This window comes from Streptomyces sp. NPDC093260, assembly GCF_040683715.1.
Classification (GTDB): Bacteria; Actinomycetota; Actinomycetes; order Streptomycetales; family Streptomycetaceae; genus Streptomyces; species Streptomyces sennicomposti.
This window is the reverse complement of record NZ_JBFBEK010000043.1, coordinates 1-12,092: the sequence shown is the minus strand read 5'-3', so window position 1 is coordinate 12,092 and position 12,092 is coordinate 1. Positions and strand designations below refer to the sequence as shown.

Here is a 12,092-nt window from a genome sequence, read left to right as displayed (position 1 = left end):
GGGCGCGCGAAGCCGAACTCCCCTGCGCCCAAAGGGCGGTGGAAGCGAGAGTTCCACTAGCGCACCGCGCCGCCGCGCTTCAAGCACCCGGTCATGTGACGGGTGTCACCGTACGAGTTTTCAGAAGGCCCGCATTTACACCCCTCCTACAAGGGGTCAATTTAATATGTGCAATTGCACTGACCTCCGAGGGTCTCCGCAGAGGATCCGACACCCCTCCCCAGGCTCCGACAAGGCCGCTCACAGAGCCGCCCCATCACGCCCCCCGGACGCACAAAAAAGATCGCGCTGGACCCGGCGGAGTCCAGCGCGACCGACGACGCACCCTGTTCACATGCCTGAAGAGCTCTGACGGCTTGGGCGTGGGGCCTGTTGGGGCAGGACCCGCGTCGCTTGGAGCTATGGGCCCGGACATGACAGCCAGTTGGGGGACCGGCCGGTTTGCCCGGTTATGGAGTTGTTCAGGCCTCGCTGCGCTGCTGCGGGATGCCCGCGAGCAGAGCGCGGACCTCGGCCTCGCGGTAGCGGCGGTGCCCGCCGAGCGTGCGGATCGACGTGAGCTTGCCGGCCTTCGCCCAGCGCGTGACCGTCTTCGGGTCGACGCGGAACATGGTGGCGACCTCAGCCGGGGTCAGCAGCGGCTCGGCATCAGGGGTGCGAGCGGTCATGAGCGGCCTCCTCGGGAGAACCGAACCTTCTCGGTTCTTTCCTCTAAATTCTGCACCTTGACCCGCGTTGCCCGAAATGGCGGACGCGAGTCGAGTCGGTTATAGGACGAACGGCTTGTCCTCGGCACTACAACTACACCATCTGTCCAGCCGCGTCGGCCAAACCGATGGAATTGCCCTCCCAGGTGTTCATCAGCGACGGAAGCCGATGGACCATGCCATAGCGGACAGTCACACCACTGTGACGATCAGTCACGTGGCGATCAGGAAGTCACCAGACCCCCCAAAGCGTGCAATGCTGAGATTCCACCCAGACAGGAGCACAGCAGGGCGGAAGGAGTCCTCCCCGGACTCCTTGTCCTATTTTGGCATGAGGAGGGGCAAGCGGGGCAAGGTTCTCGTAAGTGCGGTAGATCACCCCTGGAACAAAGGCCCGGATCGTCACCGTCGCCGCCTACGCCCCGTCAGCTCCGCTGAAGGCTCCTGACCGTACGTCGTTCGACGACGTTCGAGCCGTGACCCAGGTCACATGCCGGGTCACGAGTGCGGACGCGGCTCGCGTCAGTTCGCCGAACGCCGGTCGCGCACCGCACGCCAACGCTCCACGAGCCGTCCGTACGCCTCCCCGGCCGTGTCCGCGTCGCCCCGGCGCAGCGCGTCGATCCCCTCGGCCACGTCCGCCGCCGAGTGGTCGCCCTCCAGATCACCGGCCGGCAGCGCGTGCACCAGCCCGCCGTAGTCCAGCTCGACCAGGGACCGCGGGTGGAACTCCTCCAGCCAACGGCCGACGTCCACCAGGCCGTCGATCAGCGGCCCCTCGTCGATGGCGTCCCGCAGGGCCCGCAGCCCGCGCGCCACCCGCCGCCGCGCCTGCACCATCGGGGTGCGGTAGCGCAGCACCGGGGCGCCGTCCCCGCCGGCCGCCGGCGCCCCGGTGCCCTTGACGTACTCCCGCTCCTCGTCGGCGACCAGCACGAACCAGTTGAGCGGCACCTGCCAGGTCGCCGTGCGGATCCACGGCCGGGCGTCCGGGTTGCGGGCGAGCCAGCGCTCGTAGTCCTGGGCGGCCTGGCGGCGCACGACCGGAGGCAGCACCGCGTCCAGGACCACCGACGGCAGTTCCCCGGACAACTCGCCGAGCGCCTGCCAGCCGCGCAGCCGGGTGCGCCAGGGGCAGACGCAGACCACCCCGTCCACCTCCAGGACGAAGGCGTCCCGGCTCTCGTGCACCGGCACCGCCACCGGCGGGGTGGGCAGCAGATCGGCCAGCGAGCGGCGCAGTTCGTCCTGGTAGGAAGGGCGGTCGGGGCTGCGGACGTAGCGCTCCCAGTGCCCCCGTTCCTGCTCGGGGAAGGCCGCCAGCGGCTCGTAGACGCGCAAGTAGGCCGCGTACGGGACGACCACCGAGGACACCTTGGGCACGCCTGCTCCCTCCCCACCGGTCCGGAGCCGAAACCCGACCGGACCGCGCCCGGACGGACGGAAAACCACTGCAAATCGTCGCACGTCCGGATGGGAAGGTACTCCTAGGGAGGGTGATCCCGACCACTGCGCCCGTGGCCGCGGAGGTCAGGGTCTAATCTCCTGGCACGGCCTCCGCCACCTTCACGGAAGCCCGTCCCGTCTCGCCGCTACTTACCCAGGAGTCACCACCGTGACCGACGTAACCGGCGCCTCCGCTGACGTCCTGCACACCCTGTTCCGCTCCGAGCAGGGCGGCCACGAGCAGGTCGTGCTCTGTCAGGACCGCGCCAGCGGCCTCAAGGCCGTCATCGCCATCCACTCCACCGCCCTCGGCCCGGCCCTCGGCGGCACCCGCTTCTACCCGTACGCGAACGAGGCGGAGGCCGTCGCCGACGCGCTCAACCTCGCCCGCGGCATGTCGTACAAGAACGCCATGGCCGGGCTCGACCACGGCGGCGGCAAGGCCGTGATCATCGGCGACCCGGAACAGGTCAAGACCGAGGAGCTGCTGCTCGCCTACGGGCGGATGGTGGCCTCGCTCGGCGGGCGCTACGTCACCGCCTGCGACGTCGGCACCTACGTCGCCGACATGGACGTCGTGGCCCGCGAGTGCCGCTGGACCACCGGCCGCTCCCCGGAGAACGGCGGCGCGGGCGACTCCTCGGTGCTGACCGCCTTCGGCGTGTACCAGGGCATGCGGGCCTCGGCGCAGCACCTGTGGGGCGACCCGACGCTACGCGGCCGCAAGGTGGGCATCGCGGGCGTGGGCAAGGTCGGGCACCACCTGGTGCGGCACCTGCTGGACGAGGGCGCCGAGGTCGTGATCACGGACGTGCGGCCCGAGGCCGTGCGCCGGGTCGTCGAGGCGCACCCCTCCGTCGGCCAGGTGGCCGACACCGAGGCGCTCATCCGGGTGGAGGGCCTCGACATCTACGCGCCCTGCGCCCTCGGCGGCGCTCTGGACGACGACTCGGTGGCGGCGCTGACCGCGCAGGTGGTGTGCGGCGCGGCCAACAACCAGCTCGCGCACCCCGGCGTCGAGAAGGACCTCGCCGACCGCGGCATCCTCTACGCGCCGGACTACGTGGTGAACGCCGGCGGTGTCATCCAGGTCGCCGACGAGCTGCACGGCTTCGACTTCGAACGGTGCAGGGCGAAGGCCGCGAAGATCTTCGACACCACGCTCGCAATCTTCGCACGTGCGAAGGAAGACGGGATTCCGCCGGCCGCGGCGGCCGACCGGATCGCGGAGCAGCGGATGGCGGACGCACGGAAGTGACCCCTCGCGCGCGCGGGCGGTGAGCGCCCGCGCGCACGGCGCAATCCTGCGTTTGACCGGTACCTGCCGGTGGGCGGTTGGAGACAACTCTCACGTCGACCGGCGGGTCGCCCGCCGATAAGTGGTTAAAATCGCCACTGACCAGCGAGGACGGGGCGCCTCGAAGGTCCTGCGCACACGCGCTTCCTGCGGGCGACGTACCGTATGGGCGCGGGCTCAGGTACCGTGGAAGCCCTACGGACCGGTCTCTCCGCGGAGAGCCCGTGCCGGATCATGAACGCGTGTCAAGACTCTGGGGCCGTCGAGCCCCGTCGTTGAGGGGGTCGAGCCATGGGGCGCGGCCGGGCCAAGGCCAAGCAGACGAAGGTCGCCCGCCAGCTGAAGTACAACAGCGGTGGGACTGATCTCTCACGCCTGGCCGAGGAGCTGGGCGCATCGACGTCGAATCCGCCGCCGACCAACGGCGGCCATTTCGAGGAAGATGAGCAAGACGACGACCTGTACGCACGGTACGCCGACCTCTACGAGGACGACGACGAGGAAGAGGACGACAACTCCTCCCACCAGCGTCGCCGCGGCGCTTGACCTTGCATCGACCACAGCCCGGTCCGTGGGCTTCCCACGGACCGGGTTCTGTGCTGTCCGTGCCCGTGTCCTCGCACATGGCCGTGTCCGGGCCGTCGGCGCCGGGGCACCGACGGCCGCTGCCGTCGCTCAGCCGGCGTAGTCCCCCACCAGGGCCGCGCCCGTGGGGTGCTCGCCGCGGTCGGTGATCTCGCCGGCCACCCAGGCGTCGACCCCGCGGTCGGCCAGGGTGGCCAGGGCCGCGTCGGTGGACTCCTCGGGGACGATGGCGATCATGCCCACGCCCATGTTGAGGGTCTTCTCCAGCTCCAGCCGCTCGACGTCGCCGGTCCGGCCGACGAGGTCGAAGACGGGGGCCGGGGTCCACGTGGAGCGGTCGACCACGGCGTGCAGCCCGTCCGGGATCACCCGGGCCAGGTTGGCGGCGAGCCCGCCGCCGGTGATGTGGCTGAAGGCGTGCACCTCGGTGGTGCGGGTCAGCGCCAGGCAGTCCAGCGAGTAGATCCTGGTCGGCTCCAGCAGCTCCTCGCCGAGGGTGCGGCCGAACTCCTCGACGTGCGTGTCCAGGGCGAGACCGGCCTGGTTCAGCAGTACGTGCCGGACCAGCGAGTACCCGTTGGAGTGAAGGCCGGAGGACGCCATGGCGATCACCGCGTCACCCGTGCGGATGCGGTCGGGGCCGAGCAGCCGGTCGGCCTCCACGACGCCCGTACCGGCGCCGGCGACGTCGAAGTCGTCCGCGCCCAGCAGTCCGGGGTGTTCGGCCGTCTCGCCGCCGACCAGGGCGCAGCCCGCCAGCACACAGCCCTCGGCGATGCCCTTGACGATGGCGGCGACCCGCTCGGGGTGCACCTTGCCGACGCAGATGTAGTCCGTCATGAACAGCGGTTCGGCGCCGCACACGACGATGTCGTCCATGACCATGGCGACCAGGTCGTGGCCGATCGTGTCGTACACGCCCAGCTGCCGGGCGATGTCGACCTTGGTGCCGACGCCGTCGGTGGCGGAGGCGAGCAGCGGCCGCTCGTAGCGCTTGAGCGCGGAGGCGTCGAAGAGGCCGGCGAAGCCGCCGAGGCCGCCCAGCACCTCGGGCCGCCGGGTCTTCTTCACCCATTCCTTCATCAGCTCGACGGCGCGGTCGCCCGCCTCGATGTCGACGCCGGCAGCCGCGTAGGAAGCACCGGACGTGCCGGACGCGCCGGTGGTTGTCTCAGACATTGCCTGGGATCTTTCGGGTTGGTGAAAGGGGGCTGGCGGGGCGCTTACGGGCGCCGGATCGCGTCGGCGGCGGCCGTGGCCGCGGGCCCGGCGGCCAGCTCGGTCTCCAGCAGCTGCTTGCCGAGCAGCTCCGGGTCGGGCAACTCCATCGGGTACTCGCCGTCGAAGCAGGCGCGGCACAGGTTCGGCTTGGCGATGGTGGTCGCCTCGATCATGCCGTCGATGGAGATGTACGCCAGCGAGTCGGCGCCCAGCGAGGTGCCGATCTCGTCGATGCTCATGCCGTTGGCGATCAGCTCGGCGCGGGTGGCGAAGTCGATGCCGAAGAAGCACGGCCACTTCACCGGCGGCGAGGAGATCCGGATGTGGACCTCGGCCGCGCCCGCCTCGCGGAGCATCCGGACCAGGGCGCGCTGGGTGTTGCCGCGGACGATCGAGTCGTCCACGACCACCAGGCGCTTGCCCTTGATGACTTCCTTCAGCGGGTTCAGCTTGAGCCGGATGCCGAGCTGGCGGATGGTCTGCGAGGGCTGGATGAAGGTGCGGCCCACATAGGCGTTCTTCACCAGGCCGGCACCGAAGGGGATGCCGGACGCCTCGGCGTACCCGATCGCGGCGGGGGTGCCGGATTCCGGGGTCGCTATCACCAGGTCGGCCTCGACGGGCGCTTCCGCGGCGAGCCGACGGCCCATCTCGACACGCGAGAGATAGACGTTCCGGCCGGCGATGTCGGTGTCGGGGCGGGCCAGGTAGACGTACTCGAAGACACAGCCCTTGGGCTTCGCTTCCGCGAATCGAGAGGTGCGCAGGCCGTTCTCGTCGATGGCGACGAACTCGCCCGGCTCGATCTCGCGGACGTAGCTGGCGCCGCAGATGTCGAGGGCGGCGGACTCGGAGGCGACCACCCAGCCGCGCTCCAGACGGCCGAGGACCAGTGGGCGGATGCCCTGCGGGTCACGGGCCGCGTAGAGGGTGTGCTCGTCCATGAAGACGAGGCTGAAGGCGCCCTTGACCTGCGGCAGGACGGTGTGGGCCGCCTCCTCGATGGTCAGCGGCTTGCCGTCGGCGTCGACCTGGGCGGCCAGCAGGGCCGTCAGCAGGTCGGTGTCGTTGGTGGCCGCGACCCTGGTGGAGCGGCCGTTGGTGTCCTTGGGCAGCTCGGCCACCATCTCGGCGAGCCGGGCGGTGTTGACGAGGTTGCCGTTGTGGCCGAGCGCGATGGAGCCGTGCGCGGTGGCCCGGAACGTCGGCTGGGCGTTCTCCCACACGGAGGCGCCGGTGGTCGAGTAGCGGGCGTGTCCGACCGCGATGTGACCCTGGAGCGAACCGAGCGAGGTCTCGTCGAAGACCTGGGAGACGAGGCCCATGTCCTTGAAGACGAGGATCTGGGAGCCGTTGCTGACCGCGATTCCCGCGGATTCCTGACCCCGATGCTGGAGGGCGTAGAGCCCGAAGTACGTGAGCTTTGCGACCTCTTCGCCCGGAGCCCAGACACCGAAGACGCCGCATGCGTCCTGGGGGCCTTTCTCGCCGGGGAGCAGATCGTGATTGAGTCGACCGTCACCACGTGGCACGCCTCCGAGTCTAAGCGAGGTCGTCCACTGGTCCGAATTGGGGATGGGGGGCGGCTTTGGATCTTCCGCCGGACGCGGCGGCGGTGGTTCCTGCGTTTCCGCAGGTCAAACGGATGGGACGGGGGATTCACCGCAGTGCCCCGCCCGGCCGCCGGAAGGGCGCCGCAGGCCGCCGCGCGGTGGCCGCAAGTGATGTGCCGCACATCGTCCGGCGCGTAGGGCGGGCTCGGCTCAGGACATGAGCGGCAGCAGCCCGGAGAGGTCGGCGCGCTCTCCGCTCGCGCTCACCCGCGCGTCCGCCACGGCGTCCGTCCAGGCCAGCCGCCCGGTGGCCAGCCGGACCCAGGTCAGCGGGTCGGTCTCGACGACGTTGGGCGGGGTGCCGCGGGTGTGCCGCGGCCCCTGCACGCACTGCACGACCGCGTACGGCGGCACCCGCACCTCCGTGGAGCCGCCGGGCGCGCGGACGGCGAGGGTGTCGGCCAGCAGCCGCGTGCATGCGGCAAGGGCCTGGCGCTCCAGCGGGACGTCCAGACCGGGCACGGCGGCGTTCAGGTCGTCGGTGTGGACGACGAGTTCGACGGTGCGGGTGACCAGGTAGTCGGCGAGGGTCATGGCGCCGGCCCGGGTGTCGATGAGCCGGTCGTGCGGAACCCGCTCCAGCGTGCCGGCGAACCGCTCCCCCACCCGCGTGTACAGGGCGTCCAGGTCGGGGTGGGCCTCGGCGATGGCGTGGCTGCGGTCGGCGATGGCCTCGGCGTGCCGTCCGGTGGCCGCGGCGTAGTCGAGCGGCCCGGTCTCGGCGCGGGCGGGCGCGGGGCGCTCGGCGGCCAGGCTGACGCTCTCCACGGCCATGGTGAGGTGGGCGACGAGGTCCCGCACGGTCCAGTCGCCGAGCCGGGTGGGCAGCGCGAGCTGCTCGTCGCTGAGACCGCGCACGGCCTCCCGCACATGACCGAACTGGGCGAGAACCGCCACGCGGATCTTGCCGGGATCGTAGGACCGGGCGCGCTTCTTCACCGGGGGCATGGCAGGGAGCCTATGCCGTGGAGACGGGTCGGCTCAGGAACTTTTCGACGGGGCGGGTGCGGACGGCTCGGGCGCCGGAGGGCTACGCCCTCTGCCGCACGCCGGGTTCCGCACGCCGGGAAGCCTGACGGCAGCCACCGGTCGTACGGGAGACGACGGCCGCACGGGAGCCGGCGGCACGTGACCCGTGGGATCGGCGATACGCGGCGAGCGGCCGGGCATGCCGCGCAGGGGTCCGGCCGTCGTGGCGGCCGGACCCCTGCGTCGTCCCGTACCCGCCGGACTACGCCAGCAGGGCCGGGATCGTGTTCTCGTGCGCCTCGCGGAGTTCGGCGAGGGGCAGGTCGAACTCGCCCTGGATCTCGACCGTGTCGCCGTCCACGACGCCGATGCGGGTGGCCGGCAGGCCGCGCGCGCCGCACATGTCGGTGAAGCGGACCTCCTCCGAGCGCGGCACCGCGACCATCGCGCGCCCGGCCGACTCGGACAGCAGGAAGGTGAACGCGTCCAGACCGTCCGGCACGACCAGCCGGGCGCCCTTGCCGCCGAGCAGCGCGGACTCGACGACCGCCTGGATCAGGCCGCCGTCGGACAGGTCGTGCGCGGAGTCGATCATGCCGTCACGGGAGGCGGAGATCAGGATCTCGGCCAGCAGCCGCTCGCGCTCCAGGTCCACCTTCGGGGGCAGACCGCCGAGGTGGTCGTGGACGACCTGCGACCAGGCCGAGCCGCCGAACTCCTCGCGGGTGTCGCCGAGGAGGTACAGCAGCTGGCCCTCCTCCTGGAAGGCCACCGGGGTGCGCCGGGTCACGTCGTCGATCACGCCGAGGACGGCGACGACCGGCGTCGGGTGGATGGCGGCCTCGCCCGTCTGGTTGTAGAGCGAGACGTTGCCGCCGGTCACCGGCGTGCCGAGCTGCCGGCAGCCGTCGGCCAGACCGCGGACGGCCTCCGCGAACTGCCACATGACCGCCGGGTCCTCGGGCGAGCCGAAGTTCAGGCAGTCGGAGACGGCGAGCGGCTTCGCGCCGGTGGTGGCGACGTTGCGGTAGGCCTCCGCCAGCGCCAGCTGCGCGCCCGTGTACGGGTCGAGCTTGGCGTAGCGGCCGTTGCCGTCGGTGGCGATCGCCACGCCGAGGCCGGTCTCCTCGTCGATGCGGATCATGCCGGAGTCCTCGGGCTGGGCGAGGACGGTGTTGCCCTGCACGAAGTGGTCGTACTGCTGGGTGATCCACTTCTTGGACGCCTGGTTCGGGGAGGCGACCAGCTTCAGGACCTGCGCCTTCAGCTCCTCGGCGGACCGCGGCCGGGGCAGCTTGTTCGCGTCGTCGGCCTGGAGGGCGTCCTGCCACGCGGGGCGGGCGTAGGGGCGCTCGTAGACCGGGCCCTCGTGCGCGACCGTGCGCGGGTCGACGTCCACGATCTTGCCGCCGTGCCAGTAGATCTCCAGGCGGTCGCCGTCGGTCACCTCGCCGATGACAGTGGCGATGACGTCCCACTTCTCGCAGATCTCCAGGAAGCGGTCGACCTTCTCCGGCTCGACCACCGCGCACATGCGTTCCTGCGACTCGCTCATGAGGATCTCCTCGGGCGAGAGAGTGGAGTCGCGCAGCGGGACGTCGTCCAGGGTGACGCGCATGCCGCCGGAGCCGTTGGAGGCCAGCTCGCTGGTGGCGCAGGACAGACCGGCAGCGCCGAGGTCCTGGATGCCGACGACCAGCTTCTCGGCGAACGCCTCCAGGGTGCACTCGATGAGGAGCTTCTCCTGGAACGGGTCGCCGACCTGGACCGCGGGGCGCTTGGAGGGCTTGGCGTCGTCGAAGGTCTCGGAGGCGAGGATGGAGGCGCCGCCAATGCCGTCGCCGCCGGTCCGGGCCCCGTACAGGATGACCTTGTTGCCGGCGCCGGAGGCCTTGGCGAGGTGGATGTCCTCGTGCCGCATCACGCCGATCGCGCCGGCGTTGACCAGCGGGTTGCCCTGGTAGCAGGCGTCGAAGACGACCTCGCCACCGATGTTGGGCAGGCCCAGGCAGTTGCCGTAGCCACCGATGCCCGCGACCACGCCGGGCAGCACCCGCTTGGTGTCGGGGTGGTCGGCGGCGCCGAAGCGCAGCGGGTCCACGACGGCGACCGGGCGGGCGCCCATCGCGATGATGTCGCGGACGATGCCGCCGACGCCGGTGGCCGCGCCCTGGTAGGGCTCGACGTAGGAGGGGTGGTTGTGCGACTCCACCTTGAAGGTGACGGCGTAGCCCTGGCCCACGTCCACGACGCCGGCGTTCTCGCCGATGCCGACGAGCAGCGCGTCGCTCTCGGGGGCCTTCTCGCCGAACTGGCGGAGGTGGACCTTGGAGGACTTGTACGAGCAGTGCTCGGACCACATCACGGAGTACATGGCGAGCTCGGCGCCGGTGGGGCGGCGGCCGAGGATCTCCACCACCCGCTCGTACTCGTCCTTCTTCAGGCCGAGTTCGGCCCAGGGCAGCTCGACGTCGGGGGTCGCGGCCGCGTGCTCGACCGTGTCCAGAGGCGTCCTGCTCATGCGGTGACCAGCTTCTTCAGGATCGAGGTGAAGAACGGCAGGCCGTCGGTGCGGCCGGTGCCGATCAGCGGCTCGGTGGCGTGCTCGGGGTGCGGCATGAGGCCGACGACGTTCCCGGCCTCGTTGGTGATGCCGGCGATGTCCCGCAGGCTGCCGTTGGGGTTGACATCCAGATAGCGGAAGGCGACGCGGCCCTCCGCCTCCAGCTTGTCCAGCGTGTACGCGTCGGCGACGTACCGGCCGTCCATGTTCTTCAGCGGGATGCGGATCTCCTGGCCGGCGGTGTAGTCGCCGGTCCAGGCGGTCTCCGCGTTCTCCACCCGCAGCTTCTGGTCGCGGCAGATGAAGTGGAGGTGGTCGTTGCCGAGCATCGCGCCCGGGAGGAGGTGGGCCTCGGTGAGGATCTGGAAGCCGTTGCAGATGCCGAGCACCGGGAGGCCGGCCTTGGCCTGGTCGACGAGGGTGTCCATCACCGGCGAGAACCGGGCGATGGCGCCGGCCCGCAGGTAGTCGCCGTAGGAGAAACCACCGCAGAGGACCACCGCGTCGACCTGCTTGAGGTCCTTGTCCTTGTGCCACAGGGCGACCGGTTCGGCGCCCGCGAGACGGATCGCGCGCTGGGTGTCACGGTCGTCGAGGCTGCCCGGGAAAGTGACGACGCCAATACGAGCGGTCACTTCGCGGCCTCCGCGACTTCCTCCACCTTGACGGTGAAGTCCTCGATCACGGTGTTGGCGAGGAAGGATTCGGCAAGATCGTGAATGCGGGCGAGCGCGGCGTCGTCGACGGGCCCGTCCACTTCCAGTTCGAATCGCTTTCCCTGACGTACGTCGGAGATGCCTTCGAAACCCAGACGCGGCAGTGCGCGCTGCACCGCCTGGCCCTGGGGGTCGAGGATCTCCGGCTTGAGCATGACGTCGACTACGACGCGTGCCACTGGCACTCCCGGTGTGTGGTGCTGAGCAGGTTCCTTCAGACTACCCGCACAAAATTTCTACGCGAGTAGATTGGTAGGAAACTACGTGACGACGGTCACGGTGCGGTATCGGAGCGCGGCCTTCGGGAAAAGTTCTGGGAAAGTTCGGCGATGCGTGCCGGATACTCCATTGCCCCGGGACACGCGGACAGATTTAGTCGGGGCTTCACTTGGCAATGCCCGGCACTGTACAAATGAATTGGCAACAGCCGATACTTTTCCCGATAACAGGCGGACAGCCGACTATCTGGCGAACATCTCCGCACGTCCGGACGGCCAGGACAGAGCCGCCGGGACGCAGAGGTGTCGCACGAAGGGACCGATATTCGTGGCGCAGCGTGTCGTGGTCACTCTCTTTGACGACATCGACGGCTCGGAAGCGGCGGAAACGATCGCCTTCGGACTCGACGGCAAGTTCTACGAGATCGACCTGAACCAGGCCAATGCGAAGCGGCTGCGCAAGGCGCTCGCTCCGTATGTGGAGGCGGGCCGCAAGCGGTCGCGCTCCGGCAAGGCGTACCGGCAGACGGAGGTGGCCCCCGACCCCGCGGCCGTCCGCGCCTGGGCGCAGGCCAACAAGATGGACGTGCCGGCGCGGGGCCGGATCCCGAAGAAGGTGTACGAGGCCTTCAGCGCGGCGCAGTGAGGCGGCGGGGGGGGGGGGGGGGGGGCCCACGGCCCCCCCCCCCCCCCCCCCCCCCCCCCCCCCCCCCCCCCCCCCCCCCCCGCCCCCCCCCCCCCCCCCCCGGCGCCCCCC

At 70.6% G+C, this 12,092-nt stretch carries 11 protein-coding genes; 3 read left to right on the top strand and 8 right to left on the bottom strand.

Annotated features, from left to right (window positions below; all coding sequences use genetic code 11):
• Positions 1 to 461: 461 nt before the first annotated feature.
• Both bldC and AB0N63_RS33855 read right to left on the bottom strand, forming a co-directional pair.
• Positions 462 to 668 carry a developmental transcriptional regulator BldC gene (gene bldC / locus AB0N63_RS33860; protein ID WP_003949541.1) on the bottom strand — a complete coding sequence of 69 codons (207 nt, stop codon included), beginning with the start codon at positions 666 to 668 and terminating at the stop codon, positions 462 to 464.
• Positions 669 to 1,229: 561 nt separating this feature from the next.
• Positions 1,230 to 2,090, bottom strand: coding sequence for a hypothetical protein (locus AB0N63_RS33855; protein WP_365535376.1), 861 nt, complete (start codon positions 2,088 to 2,090; stop codon positions 1,230 to 1,232).
• Between the two features lie 232 nt (positions 2,091 to 2,322).
• On the opposite strand from AB0N63_RS33855, the gene AB0N63_RS33850 reads away from it, so the two are divergent.
• Both AB0N63_RS33850 and AB0N63_RS33845 read left to right on the top strand, forming a co-directional pair.
• Entirely contained in the window at positions 2,323 to 3,411 is a 1,089-nt protein-coding gene (locus AB0N63_RS33850; RefSeq protein ID WP_365535374.1) for a Glu/Leu/Phe/Val dehydrogenase dimerization domain-containing protein, read from the top strand.
• 330 nt (positions 3,412 to 3,741) lie between these two features.
• Complete coding sequence (locus AB0N63_RS33845; protein ID WP_365535371.1) at positions 3,742 to 3,996, top strand: DUF3073 domain-containing protein; 255 nt, start codon at positions 3,742 to 3,744, stop codon at positions 3,994 to 3,996.
• Positions 3,997 to 4,125: 129 nt separating this feature from the next.
• On the opposite strand, the gene purM is transcribed toward AB0N63_RS33845, so the two are convergent.
• From purM to purS, 6 genes are all read right to left on the bottom strand, one after another.
• A complete protein-coding gene (gene purM, locus AB0N63_RS33840; RefSeq protein ID WP_365535369.1) occupies positions 4,126 to 5,214 on the bottom strand; it encodes a phosphoribosylformylglycinamidine cyclo-ligase in 1,089 nt (362 codons plus the stop codon).
• Between the two features lie 44 nt (positions 5,215 to 5,258).
• Positions 5,259 to 6,788 (bottom strand): amidophosphoribosyltransferase, encoded by a 1,530-nt coding sequence (gene purF, locus AB0N63_RS33835; RefSeq protein WP_365535366.1) that lies wholly within the window; start codon positions 6,786 to 6,788, stop codon positions 5,259 to 5,261.
• Positions 6,789 to 7,019: 231 nt separating this feature from the next.
• On the bottom strand, positions 7,020 to 7,817 hold the full coding sequence (locus AB0N63_RS33830) for a sterol carrier family protein (RefSeq protein ID WP_365535363.1): 798 nt from the start codon (positions 7,815 to 7,817) through the stop codon (positions 7,020 to 7,022).
• A 283-nt stretch (positions 7,818 to 8,100) separates the two neighbouring features.
• Positions 8,101 to 10,359 (bottom strand): phosphoribosylformylglycinamidine synthase subunit PurL, encoded by a 2,259-nt coding sequence (purL, locus tag AB0N63_RS33825; protein WP_365535361.1) that lies wholly within the window; start codon positions 10,357 to 10,359, stop codon positions 8,101 to 8,103.
• A complete protein-coding gene (purQ, locus tag AB0N63_RS33820) occupies positions 10,356 to 11,036 on the bottom strand; it encodes a phosphoribosylformylglycinamidine synthase subunit PurQ (protein WP_365535358.1) in 681 nt (226 codons plus the stop codon). Before purQ ends, purL begins: the two co-directional genes overlap by 4 nt.
• Positions 11,033 to 11,296 carry a phosphoribosylformylglycinamidine synthase subunit PurS gene (gene purS, locus AB0N63_RS33815; protein WP_019982969.1) on the bottom strand — a complete coding sequence of 88 codons (264 nt, stop codon included), beginning with the start codon at positions 11,294 to 11,296 and terminating at the stop codon, positions 11,033 to 11,035. Before purS ends, purQ begins: the two co-directional genes overlap by 4 nt.
• Before the next feature lie 367 nt (positions 11,297 to 11,663).
• On the opposite strand from purS, the gene AB0N63_RS33810 reads away from it, so the two are divergent.
• Positions 11,664 to 11,981 (top strand): Lsr2 family protein, encoded by a 318-nt coding sequence (locus tag AB0N63_RS33810; protein ID WP_009189439.1) that lies wholly within the window; start codon positions 11,664 to 11,666, stop codon positions 11,979 to 11,981.
• The last annotated feature ends 111 nt before the right edge of the window (positions 11,982 to 12,092 follow it).